20 protein-coding genes are annotated in these 20,846 nt (G+C 71.8%); 13 read left to right on the top strand and 7 right to left on the bottom strand.

The window, feature by feature from the left end; genetic code table 11:
- The coding region (locus CcI156_RS26525; protein WP_254847239.1) for an AAA family ATPase at nt 1–1,515 on the top strand (1,515 nt) is incomplete at its 5' end.
- Nucleotides 1,516–1,586: 71 nt separating this feature from the next.
- Here CcI156_RS26525 and CcI156_RS02385 read toward each other — a convergent pair.
- Together CcI156_RS02385 and CcI156_RS02390 are read right to left on the bottom strand one after the other, a co-directional pair.
- On the bottom strand, nt 1,587–2,867 hold the full coding sequence (locus CcI156_RS02385; protein WP_076804177.1) for a geranylgeranyl reductase family protein: 1,281 nt from the start codon (nt 2,865–2,867) through the stop codon (nt 1,587–1,589).
- A gap of 113 nt (nt 2,868–2,980) precedes the next feature.
- The gene (locus CcI156_RS02390) at nt 2,981–4,153 is read right to left on the bottom strand and encodes a DUF5926 family protein (RefSeq protein WP_035941424.1); all 1,173 of its coding nucleotides are present in this window, start codon (nt 4,151–4,153) and stop codon (nt 2,981–2,983) included.
- A 509-nt stretch (nt 4,154–4,662) separates the two neighbouring features.
- Between CcI156_RS02390 and CcI156_RS02395 the strand changes: the two genes are divergently transcribed.
- From CcI156_RS02395 to purL, 4 genes are all read left to right on the top strand, one after another.
- Nucleotides 4,663–5,622 carry an NAD(P)/FAD-dependent oxidoreductase gene (locus CcI156_RS02395; RefSeq protein WP_023840646.1) on the top strand — a complete coding sequence of 320 codons (960 nt, stop codon included), beginning with the start codon at nt 4,663–4,665 and terminating at the stop codon, nt 5,620–5,622.
- A gap of 120 nt (nt 5,623–5,742) precedes the next feature.
- Nucleotides 5,743–6,270 (top strand): ATP-binding protein, encoded by a 528-nt coding sequence (locus tag CcI156_RS02400; protein ID WP_011438769.1) that lies wholly within the window; start codon nt 5,743–5,745, stop codon nt 6,268–6,270.
- Nucleotides 6,271–6,409: 139 nt separating this feature from the next.
- Complete coding sequence (gene purQ / locus CcI156_RS02405) at nt 6,410–7,123, top strand: phosphoribosylformylglycinamidine synthase subunit PurQ (RefSeq protein ID WP_011438770.1); 714 nt, start codon at nt 6,410–6,412, stop codon at nt 7,121–7,123.
- Between the two features lie 78 nt (nt 7,124–7,201).
- Nucleotides 7,202–9,487 carry a phosphoribosylformylglycinamidine synthase subunit PurL gene (gene purL, locus CcI156_RS02410; RefSeq protein WP_076804179.1) on the top strand — a complete coding sequence of 762 codons (2,286 nt, stop codon included), beginning with the start codon at nt 7,202–7,204 and terminating at the stop codon, nt 9,485–9,487.
- A 50-nt stretch (nt 9,488–9,537) separates the two neighbouring features.
- Here purL and CcI156_RS02415 read toward each other — a convergent pair whose 3' ends face one another.
- Complete coding sequence (locus CcI156_RS02415; RefSeq protein ID WP_076804183.1) at nt 9,538–10,443, bottom strand: DUF3027 domain-containing protein; 906 nt, start codon at nt 10,441–10,443, stop codon at nt 9,538–9,540.
- Nucleotides 10,444–10,535: 92 nt separating this feature from the next.
- On the opposite strand from CcI156_RS02415, the gene CcI156_RS02420 reads away from it, so the two are divergent.
- From CcI156_RS02420 to CcI156_RS02440, 5 genes are all read left to right on the top strand, one after another.
- A complete protein-coding gene (locus tag CcI156_RS02420; protein ID WP_076804180.1) occupies nt 10,536–12,101 on the top strand; it encodes an MFS transporter in 1,566 nt (521 codons plus the stop codon).
- 105 nt (nt 12,102–12,206) lie between these two features.
- On the top strand, nt 12,207–12,656 hold the full coding sequence (locus CcI156_RS02425) for a hypothetical protein (RefSeq protein WP_011438774.1): 450 nt from the start codon (nt 12,207–12,209) through the stop codon (nt 12,654–12,656).
- A 291-nt stretch (nt 12,657–12,947) separates the two neighbouring features.
- Nucleotides 12,948–13,961, top strand: coding sequence for a futalosine hydrolase (mqnB, locus tag CcI156_RS02430; protein WP_076804181.1), 1,014 nt, complete (start codon nt 12,948–12,950; stop codon nt 13,959–13,961).
- A 1-nt stretch (nt 13,962) separates the two neighbouring features.
- On the top strand, nt 13,963–14,808 hold the full coding sequence (locus CcI156_RS02435; protein WP_011438776.1) for a 1,4-dihydroxy-6-naphthoate synthase: 846 nt from the start codon (nt 13,963–13,965) through the stop codon (nt 14,806–14,808).
- A 42-nt stretch (nt 14,809–14,850) separates the two neighbouring features.
- Nucleotides 14,851–15,201 (top strand): rhodanese-like domain-containing protein, encoded by a 351-nt coding sequence (locus CcI156_RS02440; protein ID WP_011438777.1) that lies wholly within the window; start codon nt 14,851–14,853, stop codon nt 15,199–15,201.
- 86 nt (nt 15,202–15,287) lie between these two features.
- Here CcI156_RS02440 and CcI156_RS02445 read toward each other — a convergent pair whose 3' ends face one another.
- Both CcI156_RS02445 and CcI156_RS02450 read right to left on the bottom strand, forming a co-directional pair.
- Complete coding sequence (locus tag CcI156_RS02445; RefSeq protein WP_076804182.1) at nt 15,288–16,046, bottom strand: HNH endonuclease family protein; 759 nt, start codon at nt 16,044–16,046, stop codon at nt 15,288–15,290.
- A gap of 116 nt (nt 16,047–16,162) precedes the next feature.
- Nucleotides 16,163–17,944, bottom strand: a complete 1,782-nt coding sequence (locus CcI156_RS02450; protein WP_076804184.1) for a DUF4352 domain-containing protein — start codon at nt 17,942–17,944, stop codon at nt 16,163–16,165.
- Nucleotides 17,945–18,299: 355 nt separating this feature from the next.
- Here CcI156_RS02450 and CcI156_RS25400 point away from each other — a divergent pair, with 355 nt between their 5' ends.
- Nucleotides 18,300–18,467 (top strand): hypothetical protein, encoded by a 168-nt coding sequence (locus CcI156_RS25400; protein WP_023840638.1) that lies wholly within the window; start codon nt 18,300–18,302, stop codon nt 18,465–18,467.
- Nucleotides 18,468–18,639: 172 nt separating this feature from the next.
- On the opposite strand, the gene CcI156_RS02460 is transcribed toward CcI156_RS25400, so the two are convergent.
- Complete coding sequence (locus tag CcI156_RS02460; RefSeq protein WP_011438780.1) at nt 18,640–19,035, bottom strand: cold-shock protein; 396 nt, start codon at nt 19,033–19,035, stop codon at nt 18,640–18,642.
- Nucleotides 19,036–19,278: 243 nt separating this feature from the next.
- Here CcI156_RS02460 and CcI156_RS02465 point away from each other — a divergent pair, with 243 nt between their 5' ends.
- Nucleotides 19,279–19,653 (top strand): hypothetical protein, encoded by a 375-nt coding sequence (locus CcI156_RS02465; RefSeq protein ID WP_175637531.1) that lies wholly within the window; start codon nt 19,279–19,281, stop codon nt 19,651–19,653.
- A 57-nt stretch (nt 19,654–19,710) separates the two neighbouring features.
- Here CcI156_RS02465 and CcI156_RS02470 read toward each other — a convergent pair whose 3' ends face one another.
- Nucleotides 19,711–20,352 carry an HAD family hydrolase gene (locus CcI156_RS02470; protein WP_011438782.1) on the bottom strand — a complete coding sequence of 214 codons (642 nt, stop codon included), beginning with the start codon at nt 20,350–20,352 and terminating at the stop codon, nt 19,711–19,713.
- Nucleotides 20,353–20,486: 134 nt separating this feature from the next.
- Here CcI156_RS02470 and purS point away from each other — a divergent pair, with 134 nt between their 5' ends.
- On the top strand, nt 20,487–20,771 hold the full coding sequence (gene purS, locus CcI156_RS02475; RefSeq protein WP_011438783.1) for a phosphoribosylformylglycinamidine synthase subunit PurS: 285 nt from the start codon (nt 20,487–20,489) through the stop codon (nt 20,769–20,771).
- Nucleotides 20,772–20,846 lie beyond the last annotated feature (75 nt).

Raw genomic sequence — 20,846 nt, forward strand, 5'->3', positions numbered from 1 at the left:
CCGCTGAACCCGCCACCGTCCGACCCGTACGCCCAGTCCCCGCCACCGGCCCCGCGGGACGAGCGCCATGATCCGTGGCGGAGCACGCCGCCGGTGGCGGCGGCGAACTCGTCCGCGCTGGAGGAGACCGCCGCGATGAGACGAGCGGACTTCGACTCCGCCGCTCCCCGGCCGTACGGCGAGATGGATGGGCGATACGAGACCTATCGACCGTCAACCGAGTATCCCGCGCCGCCGCCGCCCGACCGGTCGAGAACCGGAAGTAAGGCGGCCGGCGGCCCGTACACCGGCCCGGCCCGCACGCCCACCGAAGCCGGCCGCATCCCCTCCTGGCTACGCGATCCCGAGCCGGCCGGGTCGYCCGGCGGACCGGCCGGGACCGGGCGGCACCGCGATCCGAACCGCGGCGATCAGGCCCACGACGGCCGGGCCCACGACGGCCGGGCCCACGACGGCCGGGCCCACGACGAATCGTTCCGGACGGAGCACGACCCATCGGCCGCGGCCGGCCGGCGTCGGGCCGGTGGCCCGGTGGGACCGGGTTCCCGGGAGACGGGTTCCCGGGAGACGGGAAACGGCCGGGCGGGGCTCGCCACCAGCGCACTGCTGCCCGCTCCCCCGGAGACGGCGTCCCGCGGCTGGCGCAGGCTCGTTTACCAGGTCTCGGCGGGCGCGGTGAACCCCGGTCCGTCCCCCGACGAGGTTCGCGACCGCCGGCTCCTCGCGCGCATCCGGAACCCGCTGCACGACTGTCACCGCATCGCGGTGATGTCCCTCAAGGGCGGCGTCGGCAAGACCACGACGACGGTGGCGGTCGGTTCCACGCTGGCCAGCCTGCGCGATGACCGGGTGGTGGCGATCGACGCGAATCCGGACCGTGGCACCTTGGGTTCCAGGGTGCCACGCACCTCCGCCCACACGGTGCGCGAACTGCTGGAGGACGCTCCGCGTCTGCACCGGTACGTGGACGTCCGCAGGTACCTGTCACAGRCCGACTCGAGGCTGGAGGTGCTGGCGTCGGCCAACGATCCGGAGCTGTCGGACACCTTCGGGGACGCCGACTACCGGGCAGCCGACGATCTGCTGCAACGGCACTACTCGATCCTGTTGACCGATTGTGGGACGGGCATCCTGCACAGTGCGATGCATGGGGTGCTGGAGCTAGCCGACACGCTGGTGATCGTGAGCAGCGCCAGCGCCGACGGCGGGTCCAGCGCGAGCGCCACCCTCGACTGGTTGGACGCGCACGGCTACTCCGACCATGTCCGCGAGGCGGTCGCCGTGATCTCGATGTTCCCCGTCCAGGGCGAGCGGGTCGACGTCGACACGCTGGAACGGCATTTTGAAGCCCGGACGCGACGGGTGGTCCGGGTCCCGTTCGACCCGCATCTGGCCGACGGGGGACGGATCGTGCTGTCGAACCTGAAACGGGAGACGCGGGCGGCCTATCGGGAGATCGCCGGCGCGGTAGCCGAACGCTTCGGCGAGGAACGCCGCGGCTACCCGGGCGGCTGACGCCGCTGACACCGCCGGCTGCCTCAGCAGCTCAGTGCCTCAGTGGCTCAGTGCCTCAGTGCCTCAGTGCCTCAGTGGCTCAGTGCCGCCACCGCCGCCCGCACGCCGGGACGACGCAGTTGCCGGGCGATGGTGGTCCGTCCCTCGATGAGCCGGGTGAACAGCCCGAAGGTGCCCGGAGCCGCCATGACCGTGTGCATCGCGCCCGGCCGGCGGGTGAACGCGGCCAGGACCTCTCGTCCCGCCGCCATCTCGGGGCCCAGGATCGCCTCGACGCGCGCGGGATAGGCCGCCAAGGCGTCGAGCGCCGTGGCGCCCGGGCCAGTGGGCCTTGTATCCGTTACCCCCCCGGCCCGGGTCACGCCCGCCCTCGCGCGACCGACGCCCACACTCGCCGCGGCGGCCGCCTCCCCGGCGAGCCGACCCGACCGTAATGCGAACGAGATGCCTTCGCGTGTCCACGGATCCAGGAGCCCGGCCGCGTCCCCCGCGACCAACACCCGGCCCCGCCGCAGCGGGGAGGCGACGGCCCGCACCCGGGTGAGATGTCCRGAGTCATGCTGGCGCGGCAGGTCGGTGAGCCCGAGACGGTCGACGAACCGGGTGTAATAGGCGCGCAGCGCGGCGCCCTCGGCACGATCACCGATCACGCCGACCGTGAGCACCCGTCCCTTGGGGAACACCCACCCGTAGGAACCCGGCACCGGCCCCCAGTCGATGAGCATGCGTCCGGCCCATCGCGCGRCACGCGCCGGGTCGGCGACAAACTCGCCCTCCAGGCCGACGTCGACCTGGTCACAGCGGACACCGACATAGGTGCCGCAACGACCCGAGGTGCCGTCCGCACCCACCACCACCCGAGCGCGCAGGTCCGCCCCCGCACGCAGACGCACGGTCACCCAACCGTCGTCCTGATCCCCGGCGTCCTCGGCGATCCCGGTCCCGCCCGGCCCGCTCTCGGTCAGCCCCACCACGTGCGCACCGGTCCGCACGGTCGCGCCGGCCGCGGCCGCCGCGGCCAGGAGAGCGGCGTCCAGATCGGATCGCATCACCATCGACATCCAGGGACGGCCGCCGGACCGGCCGCGGGTGACCTCGAAGCGGCCGTCCCAGGTCATCGTCAGGGAGCTGACGCTGGCTCGAACCAGACCGGCCAGTTCGATGCCGAGATGATCCGCCGAAAGGCCGACCAGGCCGCCACCGCAGGTCTTGTAACGAGGTACCGCCGAGCGTTCGAGCACGCACACCCGGGCCCCGGCGTTCGCCGCCGCCCGCGCCGCGCTGCCACCGGCCGGACCCGCCCCGACGACAATGACGTCAAAGGTGTTCTCCGGGTCGTCAACCCTGCTCACAGCGCTCCATCCTCCCGACACCGCACCCCGCCCAGGCAGCGCACCCCGCCCAGGCAGCGCACCCCGCCCAGGCAGCGCACCCCGCCCAGGCAGCGCGGTCTGCGCCGATGCCGTCAGCGCAGGGTGAGGCTGCGTCCAACAAGACCCGCCCGCACCCGGCGTTCGTGCGCGGTCAGTGCCGTGGTGTCGGCCAGTGCCCTCTGGTAGGCCACCCGCAGCGCGGCGGCCGGCTCCTCACAGCTACCCGCCTCGCTTCCGGGCGCGAGATCCCAGACGGGCACGACGAGCCCGGCGGCGCGGAAGAACCCGATGAACCTGGAGCCCTCCCCCACCGTGAGACGTTCGGCCGCGGCCAGGCGAGCCAGCGCATCCAGCAACGCCTCCTCGGTGGGGGCGACGTCGGCGCCCGCGCCGATGGGAGCGACCGCCTCGGCCTCGGAGTCGGTGCCCGCCGCAGCACCCGCCGCACCCGGCCAGGCCAGCGGAAGCGCCCACCGCAGGTGCCAGCGGTCACCGGGATGGCACCAGTAGGCGGCCGGCACCGAGGTGAGCCGTACGGTGGGCACCACGGTGGCGTTGGCGCGCTCCAGCATCACCGCCACCTCCGGGTTCGGACCGCTCTCCTCGTCGGACGGTGGCAGCCACCATCCGAATCCGGAATGAACGGTGATGTCCAGGGGCGCCGGGTCCAGCAGGTCGGTGAGCCGGGGCAACCCGGCGAGTCCCGCGGGCAGTTGTTCCACGAGGCGCGGCGCGGAGGCGGGCGGGATGTCGATCACACTCCCCGGCTCGGCGGCGAGTGCGGCGAGCAGGGCACCGGCGACGTCCCGCGATACGTCCAGACCCGGAAGGGCGATCTGCAGGGCGACCAGGATTTCGCCGTCCTCGCGTACCAGGGCGGGGGCGGCCTGCGGCAGCATCGTGCAGAGYGTGATGCGCCGGTCGGCGTGCTCGGGATGGTCGGCGAGGTAGGCCGCCGCCAGGGCCAGCGGCGCGGTGGCGCTGGGCACCAGCTCCCGCAGGGCGACCAGGTCCGGCTCGTCGCGGCGGCCCGCGAACGGGCGCAGCACGGGAGCCGGCCGGTTCCGCTCGCCGTGGCACGCCTTGTAACGACGGCCCGACCCGCAGGGACAGGGTTCCCGCGGTCCGACGGCGGGGATGGCACCATCGGATCCGTGGACGGACGGGCGGCGACGGCTCCGTGCGGCTCCCCCGCCAGAGCCGGGCGTGGCGACTCGTGCCGGGCGGGTGCCGGGACGCTGGGGTGCGGGTCGGCGAGCGATCACGACCTCCTGAGGTAGAGACCGTCACGCGCGGTCATGGACTTCCTGCGGGTAAGGCTAAGCCATGCTCGGCGGATGACGAGGGTACCGGGTGGCGGCCGTGGCCGTGGCAAACACCACCGATCCCGTCGCGGGAGCGGGYTGACGGAGGGCCGACAGCCGACAGATCCGGTCAACGACAGACCCGGTCGACGACAGACCCGGTCAACGACAGATGCATCCCCGGTATCTCGGGCGCCCGTTCAGGGATAACCCTCTTCCGCGGCAGGGACTATCCCGTCGCTGCGAAAGCATCACCACGGATACCGCACGCGGACCCCTCCTCAATGGGCACGATGAACACAGCCGTTCGGCGGACGGGCACTGGCGGGACTGATGGCGAGCATCATCAACGCTCGTCCGCAAGCCACCGTCACCGTGGCGACACATCCAGGAGGGCGACGCCGCGGGAACCGGTGAAAGGCCAATCGGCATGCGGCGCCCGCGGCATTCATCTCGATATAGGGGGATCGGTGGCGAAGGTCGTCGTCGCCGGCGGGGGCATTGCTGGGATCGCCTGCGCCAGCGCACTGCTAGCCGAGGGAATCACCGTGGATGTCCGTGACCGGGGCCGCGTGATCGGCGGACGGATGGCCTCACGGTGGATAGACGGGCGCATCGTGGACTCCGGCGCGTCGTACTTCACCGCCACCTCGCCGGAGTTCCGCGAAGTCGTGGACGATTGGTTCATCCGTGGCCTGGTACGCCCCTGGACGCACCGAATGTCGGTAATCAGTGGGCCGACCGCCACCCTGGCCGAGCCGCGTTCCGGCCCGCTGCGGTACGCCGCCCCGCGCGGGCTGCGTTCCCTGGTCGCCGACCTCGCCTCCCGAGCCGGGGTGCAGGTCACGCAGTCCACACCGATCCGCCGGGTCACCCCGGGTCCCCGCGTTGACGACGAGGCCGCCGACGCGGTGGTCCTCGCGATGCCCGACCCGCAGGCGCTGCGCCATCTCGACCCGGCCTGCACCGAGGAGCGGGCGCAGCTCGCCGGCCGACCCTGGTCGCCGGTGCTGGCGCTGCTCGCCGGCTGGCCCTACCGGTGCTGGGCACCGATCGACGGAGCCTTCGTCCACGACGACGATACGATTGCCTGGATCGCCGACGACGGTCGTCGCCGGGGTGACAATGCCGCCGTCCTGGTCGCCCACTCGACGCCGGATTTCGCGCGGCCGCGGCTGGCCGACCCCGCGGCGGCCGGGCCCGATCTCGTCGCGGCGCTACGGCGCCTGCTCACCATCACGATGCAACCCAGTTGGACGTATGTGCAAAAGTGGACCTTCGCTCGCCCGGACCGTCCRCACGAACAGCCGTACTACCTGTCCAGCAGTGGGATCGGGCTCGCCGGCGACGGCTGGGGAACACCGAAGATCGAGAGTGCCTGGCGCTCGGGCACCGAGCTGGGCCGGGCCCTTGCCGCCMGATTGAGATAACCGATTGCGACAACCTATCGCAATAACCGATTACGATGACCGATGACATGTGACCGGATCGAGCCTGTGTCGGCGTAGGTCGTTCGGTTGACGATGCGTGACGCGGGTACACCCTCCGACATGGAGATCAAAGTAAGCCTGTCGTTGCCCCACGATGAGATCTCCATACCCGTGATTCGACGTATCTGTACGCAGTCCCTGAAAGTCCTGGGCGTCAATAAAGAATGCATTGACGATGTTGAAATCGCCTTGACCGAAGCGTGCGACAACGTTCTTCTACATGCTCATGCCGGCGACGAGTACGAGGTTTTTGTGGGAGTGGACAACGAAGTCGCTGTCATCGAGGTGAGCGATCGCGGCGACGGTTTCGACAGCGCGGATGAGCTCGATCGGACAGCCCGCCAGAATGGYGATTCCCCCAGGCCGGATAATGTTCCCGAGCAAGGCCGCGGCATCTTTCTCATGCGCGCTCTGATGGACCGGGTGCAGTTCCACCAGGTGGACAGCCCCCATCGGGGCACCCGCGTGCATCTGGAAAAGACTCTCACCTGGGAGGAGAGCGCTCCCGGGGCGCGGCTGAGCCGGGCGCGGACGGGGCTCCGGCCCGCTTCCCGCCCGGAGGTGGCCGAGGGCATCCATCCGGTCTGACGTCTCCCGCCGTCCACCATCTCCCGCCGTCCACCGTCTCCCGCCGTCCCCCGCCGCTCCCTTCGTCGATCGGCCGCCCCACGATTCGACCGGCTACGCTGACGGGAGTGGACTCCGAGGAATCTGGGCGGGTATCGCGATGGGTGTGGTAATGACTGAGGCGGACTCGCCGGCCCGGATCGGGATCGTCACCTTCCCCGGCTCCCTCGATGACCAGGACACGGCGCTCGCGGTGCGGGCCGCCGGTGCCGAACCGGTCTCCCTCTGGCATGGCGACAGCGATCTCGCCGGCGTTGACGCCGTCATCCTGCCCGGCGGATTCTCCTACGGTGACTACCTGCGTGCCGGTGCGATAGCCCGGTTCTCGCCCATGGTGGCGGCCCTCGTCCCGGCGGCCCGCGCGGGCCTGCCGATTCTCGGCATCTGCAACGGGTTTCAGGTGCTCTGCGAGGCCGGCCTGCTCCCCGGGGCACTGACCCGCAACGTGGGACTGCACTTCGTCTGCCGCGACCAGCGGTTGCGGGTCGAGGCGCCGGGCACTGCCTGGACCCGCGGCTACCAGGACGGCGAGGAGATCGTCATCCCGGTGAAGCACGGGGATGGCCGCTATGTTGCGGCCCCGGACGTGCTCGCCGAACTCGAGGCGGCCGGGCGGGTTGTGGTGCGCTACGTCGGCGGGAATCCCAACGGGTCGGCGGCCGACATCGCCGGGATCTGTAACGAGAGCCGGACGATCGTGGGCCTGATGCCGCATCCCGAGCATGCTGTCGACGACCTCACCGGCCCCGGGGTCGACGGGCTTCGCATGTTCACCTCGGTGCTGTCCGGCTTTTTGTCGGCTTTTTCCTCTTAAAGAAGGATTTTTGGTTACGAAGGGGTCTCCTGGCCCACCCGGGCGCCCGGACCAGGGGATATCGGCGAGGATGGGAGGGTGACCGGCAACCCCGCCGCCCCCGCGGCCACCTCCGTGAGTCCCCCCGCCGAGCAGCCCTACCAGGAGCTGGGGCTCACCGACGACGAGTACGCCCGGATCATCGCGACCCTCGGTCGCCGGCCCAGCGACGCCGAACTCGCGATGTACTCGGTGATGTGGAGCGAGCACTGCTCCTACAAGTCCTCCAAGGTGCATCTGCGGCAGTTCCGGGACACCCCGTTGACGGACCGGCTGCTGGTGGGCATGGGGGAGAACGCGGGCGTCGTCGACGTCGGCGAGGGGCTGGCGGTCACCTTCAAGATCGAGTCGCACAACCACCCCAGCTTCGTCGAGCCGTACCAGGGGGCCGCGACGGGTGTAGGCGGCATCGTCCGTGACATCCTGACCATGGGGGCCCGCCCGATCGGCGTGCTCGACCCGCTGCGCTTCGGCGAGGCCGACGCGGCGGACACCGCCCGGGTCCTGCCCGGGGTCGTCGCCGGCATCGGTGGCTACGGCAACTGCCTCGGCCTGCCCACCATCGGCGGCGAGGTCGTCTTCGACCCGACCTACGCGGGTAACCCGCTGGTCAACGCCCTGTGCGTCGGGGTCATGCCGGTCGATCGGGTGCAGACGTCGGCGGCGACCGGGGTCGGCAACGCCGTCGTCCTGCTCGGCGCCAAGACCGGCCGGGACGGCATCGGCGGCGTCTCGATACTGGCGTCGGCAACCTTCGACGAGGGCGGCGGCCCGGCCCGGCGACCCTCGGTGCAGGTCGGCGACCCGTTCACCGAGAAGATCCTGATCGAGACSTGCCTGGAGCTGTTCGACCGCAAGCTCGTCACCGGCATCCAGGATCTCGGCGGCGCCGGGCTGACCTGCGCGCTGACCGAGACCACCGCCGCGGGCATCGCCACCGGCCAGCCCGGCGGCATGGAGGTCGACCTCGACCTCGTGCCCCTGCGCGAGGCGTCGATGGCGGCGCACGAGGTCCTCGCGAGCGAGTCCCAGGAGCGCATGCTGGCGATCGTCACGCCCGAGGCGCTGCCCGAGGTTCTCGCCCTCGCCGAGCGCTGGGGTGTGCTCGCGACCAGGATCGGCACCGTCACCAACAGCGGTCGGCTGACCGTACGCTGGCACGGCGAGGTCGTCGTCGACGTTCCGCCCGGATCACTCGCCGACGATGGCCCGGTCTACGAGCGCCCCCTGCGCCGCCCGGTCGACTTCGACCTGGTCCGGGCGGACGCACCCACGCCCGCCCGGCTCGCCCGGCCACGGACCGGGCCGGAGCTGCGGGAGACCCTGCTGCGGCTGGTCGCCTCCCCGAACCTGTGCTCGCGGGCCTGGGTGACCGACCAGTACGACCGGTACGTGCAGGCGGGCACCGTGCTCGCCCAGCCGGAAGATGCGGGCGTGCTTCGGCTGTCGGCGGCCACCGGCCTGGGGATCGCGCTCGCCACCGACGGCAACGGACGGTACGCACGGCTCGACCCGTTCGCCGGCACCCAGCTCGCCCTGGCGGAGGCGTGCCGCAACGTGGCCGTCGCYGGATCGGTGCCGATCGCGGTGACGAACTGCCTGAACTTCGGCTCCCCAGAGGACCCCGAGGTGATGTGGCAGTTCGCCCAGGCGTGCGCGGGCCTCGCCGAGGGCTGCCGGCGGCTCGGCCTCCCGGTGACGGGCGGCAACGTCTCGTTCTACAACCAGACCGGCTCGACGCCGATCCATCCGACCCCGGTGATCGGGGTGCTCGGCCTGTTCGACGACGTCACGCGCCGGACGCCCATCGGCTTCGCCGAGGAGGGGGACGTCCTGATCCTGCTCGGCGAGACCGCCGACGAATTCGGCGGCTCGGAGTGGGCGTGGGTGACGCATCGCCATCTCGGCGGCGAGCCGCCGGCCGTCGACTTCGCCCGGGAGAAGCTACTCGGCGAGATCCTCGTCGCCGGTTCCCGCGACGGCATGCTCACCGCCGCGCACGACCTCTCCGACGGTGGGCTCGCCCAGGCGCTCGTCGAGTCGTGCCTGCGCGGCGGGCACGGCGCCCGGATCATCCTGCCGGCCGGATCGGACCCGTTCGTCGAGCTGTTCAGCGAGTCGGCCGGCCGCGCCGTCGTCGCGGTGCCCCGCGCGGAGGAACTGCGCTTCACCGACATGTGCGAGGTGYGGGGCCTGCCGTGGCGGCGTGTCGGTGTCGTCGACGGGGACACCCTCGACGTACAGGACGCCTTCACCGTCGGCCTCGACGAGCTGCGCGCGGCGCACGAGGRAACGCTGCCGGCACTGTTCGGCCGGCTCACCTAGACACGAGTACGTCCGGATAAATCCGAGTAAGTCCCGGCGGGCGAGGCCGGTCAGGAGTGGCCGTAGGGCTCCGGTCCCGGGCCGTCCGCGGTCTCGCCCGCCCCGTTGTCGTCCACCGAACCCGGCGGATGGGCGGCCACACCCACCAGCTCGACGTCGATCGGCTCCAGGTCGGAGGGGTCCTCGTCGAACAGGACGGGTTCGGGATGCGCCGAAGGAGCCACCAGTGCCTCCGAGTGCGCCCCACAGCCGTGGTCGATCGACGTGACCCGGCCGTCGTCCGGTGCGAGCTCGTTGGCGCAGACGCCGAACATCCGGCCGAGCGCACCCGCGAGCCGCACGTGGAATCCGCAGGTCAGGCAGGATGCGGGCGCCACCTTCGCGATGGATGCGTCCGGGCCGGCGGGACCCGCGTACCAGCGTTCGACCGCCTCCTCCCGCCCGGTCACGGACAGCACCCGGGCCCGCCCCAGACCGAGCTCAAGGAAGACGTCGGTGTCGACGAACTCCTCGGCGTCCTCTGTGCGCAGCGCGAGCCGAGGATCGTCGATGGCGGTCGGCAGCAGGTCCCCGATCCCGACGTCGCCCGGCCGCAGCCGCTCCGACCAGGGGACCCACGGGGGCGCCAGCATGGCCCCGTCCCCGGGCATCAACACGACGTCGTCGACCGTCGCCTTGCGCACCCGCGCGGCCCGGGTAACGATCACTGTCCAGACCCAGCCGGGATAGGCCCGCGCCAGGCAGGCGAACCGGTGCAGGACGAGGCGGTCCCCCTCGCTCTCGACGCCGAGATGCGCACCGACCTCCGCCGCGGACCCCGCCTCCTCGACGGCCGCCTGCCGGGCCAGGTCGACGGCGGCCGCACAGGTCGGATCGGCCACGGGTTCCCGCCCGGACCGGACCGTCCTACGAACATCGGGAGCATCCACGRGAAGTATTCTCACCCACGAACCCATCCACCGCCCGACGTGGTCGTAGTGGCGCAGGTCCAGGACGGCGCCGCGCCGGTCCAGGACGGCGCCGGTCCAGGACGAGGACACTGGGCAGGGTGAACCTGGGCAGCACAGTGGTGAACAGCCTGCGCCGGCTGCGGGCGAGTGTGCGCGGCAATGACGCCGACCGGTCGGGGCTGTCGTCGCTGACGGAGCTGTCGTTCGTCAACGCCGCCGGGGACGCGCTGGTGACCGTCGCGTTGGCGGGTTCGCTGTTCTTCGCCGTCCCGTCCGGCGAGGCCCGGTCGAAGGTCGCCCTCTACCTACTGGTCACCATGGTGCCGTTCGCCCTGCTGGCGCCGGTCATCGGTCCACTGCTGGACCGGGTGGCCTACGGTCGGCGGACGGCGCTCGCCGCCATCTGCCTGGGCCGCGGGCTGCTGGCGTGGCAGCTCGCGGGGGCACTCGACGGGCTGGCCGTCTACCCCCTCGCGCTCGGCCTGCTCGTGCTCTCCCGCGGGTTCGGCGTCGCGCGCAGCGCCRTCATTCCCCGGGTGGCCCCGGCGGAACTCACGCTCGTCACGATCAACTCACGGATCTCGCTGGTAAACATCGTCGCCGGGGCGGTMGTGGCACCCGTCGGGCTGGGCATCGCCAACATCCCTTTCGTCGGCTATCCCTGGGTGTTGCGAATCTGTGCCCTCGTCTACATGGCCGGGGTCCTACTGGCGTTCAACCTGCCCGGGCACGTCGACTCCGCCGCCGGTGAGCAGCCGCTGCGCGGCCCGCTTCCCTCAAGCGTGGCCCGGCGCGGCGTCGGGGCGCGGATCCGGGCGTTCCTCGGCACGCTGCCGGTGGCGCTGCGCGCCGCCCTGGTGCTACGCAGTCTGGTCGGCTTCCTGACGTTCTATCTGGCGTTCCTCCTGCGCACCAACGGCGGGAACAACCTGTGGCTGGGCGGGCTCGCGGTCTGCGCGGGCGCCGGCAGCGGCCTGGGAGTCTTCATCGGCGGCCGGCTCGGCCGGCGCCGTCCCGAGGGCATCCTCATGCTCGCGCTGGTGTTGGCGGCAGGGGGATGCCTCGGTGCGGCGATCACCTACACCAAGTTCACCTCGCTGGTCGCCGCGCTGCTGGCGTCCATGGCGGGGTCGATGGGGAAGCTGGCGCTGGACGCGATCATCCAGCGGGACATCCCGGAGACCACCCGCAACTCCGCGTTCGCCCGCTCTGAGACCGGTCTGCAGCTGGCCTGGGTCGCCGGCGGGGGCCTCGGACTGATCGAGATGCCCGGGACGGTCGGCTTCGCGGTGGCCGCGGCGGCGATGGGGATCACGTTGTTCGTGGAGGCCGGCGCGCTGCGTCGGTCCCGGCTGGCCGCCCGCACCCAGTTCCGCGCGGACACCCGCAACCGCCCACCCGCCCACAACGATCCGGACACAACGAAACCACTCGGTCACCCAGGGGTTCCCCCGCAGGCACCCATGCCCCCGCCGATACCGATKCCCACACCGACACCCATGCCCCCGTCGGCCCACGCGACCGCGTCAACGCCGCTGCCACCGGCCGACCCGTGGCGGCAGGCCCCACTCCCCATTCCGGCGACGCTCCAGGATCCGACCGGTCCGACCCGGCCTGACCGCCGACGAACGGCCCGCGGCCTCCGATGGCGGCGCCGGAACTGATCCGGCACGCCAGCGACGTGACCCGGGCCACCGTGCCCACCGGCCAGCGGCTGAAGGCCCTGACGGCGAGCGACGCCACCGCACGGGCGGCGATACCCTCCGACCGTGCGCACGCCCCACCTCCTCCGCCGTCTCCCGTTCCGGCGGCTCGCCGCGGCTCTCGCCGCCGCGGTCGTCGTCGGCCTCGGCCTGAGCGGCTGCGAGCGACCGACTCCCCTGGTGACCATGGAGTCCGGGGGACACTTCGTGCGGACGAACGCCGCGCAGTACGAGCGGGACGGAACGGTGATCCAGAAATCGGTATCACCGCCGCACATCACGGTCAGGCCCGGAAGCGCCATCAACATCGACGTGCCGACGTCGGTCGCCGACCGCGGCTACTTCCTCGTCCTGGGCAGGGAGCGGGTGACCGACAAGATCAGCGAGACGCACTACCGGTACGTTCCCGCCAAGAACACGCCTGCCCTGCTCGTGGTGTTCGCGCTTCCCGAGGCGGGCAGCTCCAGCGACCAGGCGTCGGGAAGCTGGCCGTTCCTGGTCACCTTCAAGCCCTGACCCGCCGCCGGCCACTCCGCCKCCGGCCACTCCGCCGCCGGACCGGAACCAACGACCCGCGCACACCAGCCCCCGAACGGGGATACACCGTGCGCGCAGCGTGCCACACCTCCCCACCGGGACCACGCAGCGTCGTCCGCGATGCTAAGGTCCGGCAACAAGTCCGATTTGCACCCCATCGAAAATCCCGCGCTGTTACCCAGCCGTCCGGTGCGGTGGTGTTCGGGTGAATCGACCGACAGCATGCGACAACAGACGAGGACGTCCCCAGATCATGATCCGGACCTGATCGTGAGCCGTACCCTGATCGTGACCGCGGTGACCGCCGAAGCGGACGCGGTGTGTGCCGGCCTGATGGGCAGCTGGTCGAGCGGTCGGACCAGAACCCCCGTCGGACCGGGCAGCCTGGTGTCCCCCGAATGGGACCGCCAGCTTCTCACCACCTCCACCCTGGGCCCCTACGTGGGCCGGCGACGCGGACCGGTGACGGTGCTCGCGGCGGGCACCGGCGGCCCGGCCGCGGCGGCGGGCACCGCGGTGGCATTGTCRGTGGCGAGCGCGGCGGGGCAGCCGTTCAGCCTGGTGGTGGCGATGGGGATCGGCGGTGGGTTCCGCGGCTGGGCGGAGATCGGGGACATCGTCCTCGCCGATCGCATCGTCGCCGCCGACCTCGGCGCGGAGTCCGGCCTTGACGAGGAACCGCCCGCTCCGCCGAYCGGCCGCATCAGCGAGATGGACCGCAATCTCGGGTTCCACAGCAACGGCGCGCCGGCACCCCGCGGCGGCCTCGCCCACTCGTCGAACCCCGCGGGGTCGTTCCTGAGCCTGGAGGATCTCGGGCTCGGTTCGTCCACGGTGGTCCCGGATCCGGACCTCGTCCACCGCCTGGGCACGGTGCTCGACGTCACCGGTCGGCGGATCGTCACGGGTAGCGTGATCAGCGTGTCGACGGTGACGGGCACCGAGCGTCGGGCCACGGCGCTGACCGAGCGGCTGGACCCGGTGGCGGAGTCGATGGAGGGGTACGCCGTCGGGGTGGCCGCCCGGGCCTTCGGCGTCCCGGTGGTGGAGATCCGTACCATCAGCAACACGGTCGGGCGCCGGGACCGGTCCGGCTGGAACCTGCCGGTCGCGCTGGCCAGCCTCCGCACGGCCGCCGCGGCACTCGTCACCCACCCGGACGGCCTGGTGACGGCCGCACCGGTGGCCACCGCGAACGACGTCTCCACCACGATCCCGGCCGGGCACCCGGGTGCCCGCGGCCACCACGGGAACAGCGGCCACCACGGGACGGGAGAGCACTGAGATGGGTGCTGGCCGGGCGACCACCTCGAACCTTCCGGGTCCGCTCTCGCTCGCCATCTCGCCCTGCCCCAACGACACGTTCGCCTTCCACGCCCTCGCGCACGGACTCGTCCCGGGAGCACCCGAGGTGTCGGTGACCTTCGCCGACATCGACGTCCTCAACACCCGGGCCGCCGACGGGCGGGACGACCTCGTCAAGGTGTCCTACGCCGCCCTGCCGTGGCTGCTCACCGGGTATCAGCTGCTGACGGCGGGCGGGGCCCTGGGCCGCGGCTGCGGCCCACTCGTCCTCACCGCCGGGCGGTCGGACCTGCGCGGTGCCCGGGTCGCCATCCCCGGCACCCGCACCACGGCCTACCTGCTGTTCCGGCTGTGGGCGGCCGACGAGGGCGTGACGAACGTCGACGTGCTTCCCTTCGAGAAGATCATGCCCGCCGTCCGCGATGGCGCGTATGACGCGGGGCTCGTCATCCACGAGTCCCGCTTCACCTACCCGTCCTATGGACTGACGGCGCTCGTCGACCTTGGCGACTGGTGGGAGGGCCAGACCTCGCTGCCCATTCCGCTCGGCGCGATCCTCGCCCGCCGGGGGCTGGACGGTCCGGTGCTGTCCGCCGCGGTGCGGGCGAGCGTCGCCGCGGCCTTCGCCGATCCCGCCGCCAGCGCCGACTACGTCCTCGCCCACGCCCAGGAGATGACGCCCGACGTCGTCGACGCCCACATCCAGCTGTACGTCAACGAGTTCAGCCTCGACCTCGGCGACGAAGGGTTCGCCGCCGTCGAGGCCCTGCTCTCCCGCGCCGCCGACGCCGACCTCGTCCCCGTGCTTCCGCGGCCGCTGCGCTGAACCGCGAGCCCCCTCGGAGGGTCCTGATGGCAGGATGGAGACGTGAGTACCGATCAGATACCGGCTGTCGGCGTCGCGGAGCTACCGGTCGAGCTTTCCGCGGACGGTGCCCCGCTGATGGTGGACGTGCGGGAGCCCGACGAGTGGTCCGCCGGTCACATCGCCGGCGCGCTGCACATCCCGATGAGTGAACTGGTCGCCCGGCTCGACGAGGTTCCCCGGGAACGCGAGGTCGTCGTGGTGTGCCGCTCGGGCGGTAGGTCCGCCGCCGTCACCAACTACCTCAGGCAGGGCGGCTGGCAGGTCCGCAACCTGACTGACGGGATGCTCTCCTGGCAGGCGCACGGCCGCCCGATGGTGAGCGAGAGCGGCGCCGCGCCCACCGTCCGCTGAGAACCGCCGGCCGACCCCGCCGGGTCCGGGCCGACCCCGCCGGCTGCTCCGCATTTCTCGGATGATTCAGCGCCGCGGGCTTCCGGTCAGCCGCTCGGGGTCAGCCCCAGTGCCGGCTGGTTCGGGCACTTCTGGAGAACGGCGCGCATCGCGTCCGCCTCCGCCTGGACGACCCACAGGCGGTAACGGGCCTTCAATCCCACCTGGCGCGCGACGTAGGGGCACTGCTCCCCCGGGCTCGGCGGCAACCATTCGGCGGCGTCGTGATCGCTCTTGCGCTGATTCGTGGGACCGTCGACAGCCAGCAGGTTCTCYGGATCGTTGGCGAACTGGAGCCGTTCCCGAGCGGTCCAGTTGAGCGCGCCGGTCCGCCACGCATCCGCCAAGGGGACGACGTGGTCGATCTGCACGCTGGCGGAGTTCCGTCCACGGTCGAAACGGATGATTCTGGTGGTGTACGGATCCCGGAGCTCGYCGGTCAGCACCGTGCAGCCGTCCGATCTGCGGATGGTGGTGCTGCGCAGATCTCGCCGCAGAATGTCGTTACGGGTGTCACACCCGTTGTCGTCGATGTCCGACCAGGCGGGCCCGAACTCGTCCCGGCGGTACCTGGGAGAGTTGTCCTCCGCTTTGATCGGAAGGGTGGCGAGCAGCTTCAGCGCCGAGCCGCTGGCGGTCGGGGCACCAACCTGGTTGGACGTTCCGGTCTGGTCGGAAAGGTCACTGCAACCGGTCAGGCCGCCGACGAGGACGAAAACGGCGAGGACGGCGAGGGCCGCGGCTCCGCCGGGTCGACCGGGCCGACCGGGTCCGTGACGATCTGGACCGACACCGCTTCTTCGCACCGGACTCCCCACCTCGACGGTTCGGAACCCGTGGGAAGTGCTCGCCCCGCTTCGGGTCCGTTCGGATCGAGGGTGACATTAACTGGAGATCGGCCCGCCGGGTTGGTCGGCCACCGTCAGGGGACGGGAACGCGGGCTCCCGCGCTCACCGGATTGTCGTGCAGCTCCAACTCCTGGGCCGTGGCGTCCCGTGGGATGTCGAAGACCATGGTGCCCGCTCTGAGGTCACCCGGGTTGATCGAATCCCACAGATCCTCGTTACTCAGCTGGAAGCGGGCGAGGAAATCGGCGCTGTGCCGGCCGCCGCCGCCGTCCCACAGAAACTGGGATGAGGTCACCAGCGTGCGGGTGGAGTCGCCGATGTTGCGCACGGTCACGTGGGCCAGGCAGAACTGGCCGTCCGTGTGCCGAGCGARCAGTCCGTCACCGAGTTTGGTCTGCCCGCATCGGAAGGAATCCACGATGAACTCGAGCTGGCCATCCGTGACGGGGCGGTTCAGGCCGCTGGCCGGACMCGGTGCCGTGCTCGGACCGGTGGAGCGCGACGGGGCGGTCGTGGCCRCCGACTGTTCCGCGGAACCATTTTGGCCGCTCTTTCCGGGCAGGCTGACCACGACCGCGATGGCGATCAGCGCGCCCAGGACGATGACGGCGATCCAGACGAGTCGCCTGCGATCGAGCCCGCGGGCCGGCGGCGGCTGGGCGAAGGACGGGTACGGCGCGCCGGGCTCGCCCGGTACCGGCCCGTGCCGATCGGGAGCCTGGCCGGACCACGGCCCCGGCGGCGCGCCGGGGACCTGCCCACCCATCCGCTCGCCCAGCTGGGCGGGCCGCGGGCCGGGGCGTCCCCTCGGGCTGTGCGCACCGGACTGCCCCGGTGGTGCCTGGCGTGGTTGTCCCGGTCCCTGGCCCGCCCGGGCGGCGGGAGCGCCCGCGTTCCAGTGGACCTGACGCGCGGGAGCCGAGGTCGCCGGGCCGATCCGGGTCGGGGCGGCGCGGGGCACCTCGCCGGTTCTGCTCAGGAGCTCCTCGGCCTGACCCATCGCCTCGCCGATGGCACCGGTACCGCGGGAGGGTGGCTGCGCGATGAGCCGCAGCAGCAGGTCCCGGGCGCTCGGCCGGTCGTCGGGATGCTTGGCCAGGGCCGCGCTGACCAGGCCGACCAGTGGCTGCGGCAGACCGCGCAGGTCCGGGGCGGACCCGACGATGCGCATGCCGAGGTCGATGTCCGTACCGTCGCCGAACGGGTGGCGGCCGGTACCAGCGTAGGCAATGAGGATGCCCCAGGCGAAGACGTCCGCCTCCGGACCGATGGGCTGGCCGTGCACCTGCTCGGGCGCCATCCACCCGGCGGAGCCGAAGCCCCATGCCGTGGGCTTCGCCTTCGCGCCCTCGAGGGCCTGCGCGATCCCGAAATCGATCACGCGTGGCCCGGACAGTGAGAGCATCACGTTGCTGGGCTTGAGATCCCGATGGACGAGGCCGGCGCTGTGGATCGCGGTGAGCGCCGTCGCGACCCCCACGGCCAGTCCGGTCAGGGTCGACGAGGTCAGCGGGCCCTTGTCGACCTGCATGTCCAGCCGGACGCCGTCGATGAACTCGGTGACGAGGTACGGCGCGGGCGCATTCGGATCCGCGTCCAGGACTTCGGCGGTGCAGAAGGGAGCAACCTTGCGTGCCGCTTCGACCTCGGCCCGGAACCGGCGGCGGAACTCCTCGTCGGCGGCCAGGTCCGGTCTGATGACCTTGATGGCAACCCGCCGTCCGGCCCGGTTCCTCGCCAGGTAGACCGTGCCCATGCCGCCGACCCCGAGCCGGCTGAGCAGAACGTAGGGGCCGACCGACCGGGGCTCGTGTGGATTGAGCGGATCACCTGGTTCGGAGCGGCCGGGACCCATGCGTGCGGCGTTGTCGGCCACGGTCAGCACCGCACGGCTGTGATCACGACCGCTGTCCACTGCTTGTCACACGAATGCCTCTCGAATCCCGATCCGACGCCTCGTTCCGACCGCCGATCCRTGCCCTCCGCCGATCAGCGGAGGTGGGACGGCCCTCGGYGATGCCACCGCGGCCGGCTGCGGGGCTGCTCATGGTTCGGTCTGGTCTACGTTCGCAGTCTGCCGCACTGCCAACGCTTCCAGTCGCACGCGGGCTCCCCGCCGACGGGACCGGTCGGCTCCCCGACAATGTGTTGCCGCCACGGCGCGCAGGCCGCGGCGGATGAGGCCCTAACCGAGGAGGCATCGTGAACCGATGCGTACCAGTGTGGCCAATCTGATGAAGGGCTCGATCTCGGCTCATGCCCGGATCCCGATTGATGTGGCTGGCTCGGCCGGTGTCGCTGATCTGATGGGAACAGCGGATTCGACAGCGGATTCGATGGATGCGGCTAGGGTGACCGTTGTGCTGGCGGAAACGTGACATCCGGTCCGTCCGAGCCCGGGCCACGCGGGGTGGACGGCCCCTGGCTGCTCTGCCCCTGGTGCGGTGGCCCGGTGCCACTGACCCACCTGGCGGCGTCCGACGAGGAACCGGGCGCCCAGGTCGCGGTGTGCACCGGGTGCGGCCGACGGGTCGGTTTCCTGCCGCCGGTCTAGACCTCCAACTCGTTGGCTACGGCGTGCACGACCTTGGCGACCCGCTGGGCGGTCCGCCGGTCGGGATACCGGCCGCGACGAAGGTCCCGCTGCACGTCGTCCAGCACCTTGATCATGTCTTCGACCATGCTGTGCAGCTCGTCCGGACTGCGCCGCGCGGCCTGGGCGGCCGCCTTGGCGACCGACGGCGGGGCGGTCAGCAGCCGGACCGACAGTGCCTGGTCGCCACGCCGCCCGGCGGCGACGCCGAACTCGACCCGGTCGCCGGGTTTCAGCCGGTCGACCCCGGCGGGCAGGGCGGCCTTGTGCACGAAGACGTCGCCGCCGTCGTCCCGGCTGAGAAAGCCGAAGCCCTTGTCGACGTCGAACCACTTGACTTTGCCGGTGGGCACGGGCGACCTCGTTCTGTGTAACGGCAGGACAACGCAACGGAAGATGAGTGATTCCCAGGCTATCCGTCGGCCGCACGTCGCGTGCGTCTTCGGTAGCGATCGGCTGTCGGGTGCGCCCATCTCCCTCCCGTGACAGTGGCCCGGCCCGCGTTCGGCACACATCCTCGTAGGCTGTCGCACGTGTCGGCGAAACCCTCGTCCYGGCAGGTCGGACCCGTGGCCGGCGGTGCGGTAAGCGAGGTCATGGCTCCGGTCGCAACCCCGCCGCCGGTGACCTGGGCGGATCGGCTGGTCCGGATCGGGGCCGTGCTCTTCGGAACCGGTCTGGTCGCCACGGCGGCGGCGGTGATCCCCTTCTTCCTGGGCGCCGAGAATCTGCCGACCTGGCTGAACGCCGTCGCCGGCGGCGGACTGACCATCGGGTTCGCCGTGGCGCTGGTGGGGGTGCTCGCCGCCGCCCGATCCCGGATTCCCGAGGAGAGCGATCCCGATCTCTACGTGAACAACCCACATCCGCCCGACCACGGGGCCCGCAGGGAGGCCGATCGTCCCGGGGACGCCGACCACCCCGGGGACGGCACCGGTTCGCGGGCAGATCCTGTCACCCGTTCCCGGTAGTTCCTTGATCTCACGGCCGGGGGTGCGGACCCCCGCCGGGCCCACCGCGTCGCGGCGTCAGCCCGGCTGTCGTCGGCGCCGGGCCTCGTCGACCAGCCAGGGCGGGAAGTCGGCCAGCCGGGGGAGGACGACGTCGGCGCCGGCGGAGAGCAGATCGGCGGCCGAGCAGGGCCCGGTGGCGACCCCGACGGCGAGAGCACCGCCGTCGCGGGCGCCGACCATGTCGCCGACGTGGTCACCGACGAAGACGTCCACGCGGTGGGCGCGCAGGGCCTCGCCCTTCGTCTGCGCGAACCGGGCTCCCTCCACCACGTCGGCGGTGATGCCGATCCGGTCCAGACTCGCGCGGGCCAGCGCCGTGCTCTTCGCGGTGACGACCACTACCCGGCCGGCTAGCCGCCGCACCGCGGCCACCGCGGCCACCGCTGCCGGCATCGGCAGCGACGCCGGCAGCGCGTGGACCGCGTAGAGCTCGCGGTAGCGGGCCGCCACGGCCGCGACCTCGGCCAGCGGGAACCAGTGGGCGAGCTCCGTCTCCAGCGGCGGGCCGAGCCGGGCGACGACCGTCTCGGCGTCCACCGCCACCCCGGTCTCGGCGGACAGGACGGCGAAGGTCGCCCGGATGCCGTGCCGGGCATCCAACAGGGTCAGATCGAGATCGAACCCGACGACCGGGACGGATGCCCGCCAGAACGACACCAGCCGAGCTTAAGGGCCGATGTTCCCGGGAAGCCCGCATTATCCAAGATCGCCTACCGGATCTGTACGATCTGTACGCCCCGGGCGGGCGAGATCCGGCTCACTACGCCGCTCGACCGGTAGTGTCCGCGGGTGTGACCAGGGTTGTGGTGGATGTGATGCTCAAGCCGGAGATTCTCGACCCTCAGGGGCAGGCGGTGCTCGCCGCGCTGCCGCGCCTCGGCGTGAGTGGGATCGTCGGGGTCCGCCAGGGCAAGCGTTTCGAGCTGGAGCTGGAGGAGGGCACGGACCTCGACGGCGCGGTCCTGGCCCGGGTCGAGCACCTGGCCTCGACCCTGCTGGCCAATCCGGTGATCGAGGACTACGCGGTGCGCATCGAGGACGTCTCCACGCCGTCGGTGGGCAGCCCCGCCGGCTGAGCCTCTCCGCGCAGCCAGCCAACCAAGGCAGCGCCGAAGGCGCAACGCGGGGGGCTCGGGGCGGCTCGGCCCCCC

This window comes from Frankia sp. CcI156, from assembly GCF_001983015.1.
GTDB classification, from domain to species: domain Bacteria; phylum Actinomycetota; class Actinomycetes; order Frankiales; family Frankiaceae; genus Frankia; species Frankia casuarinae.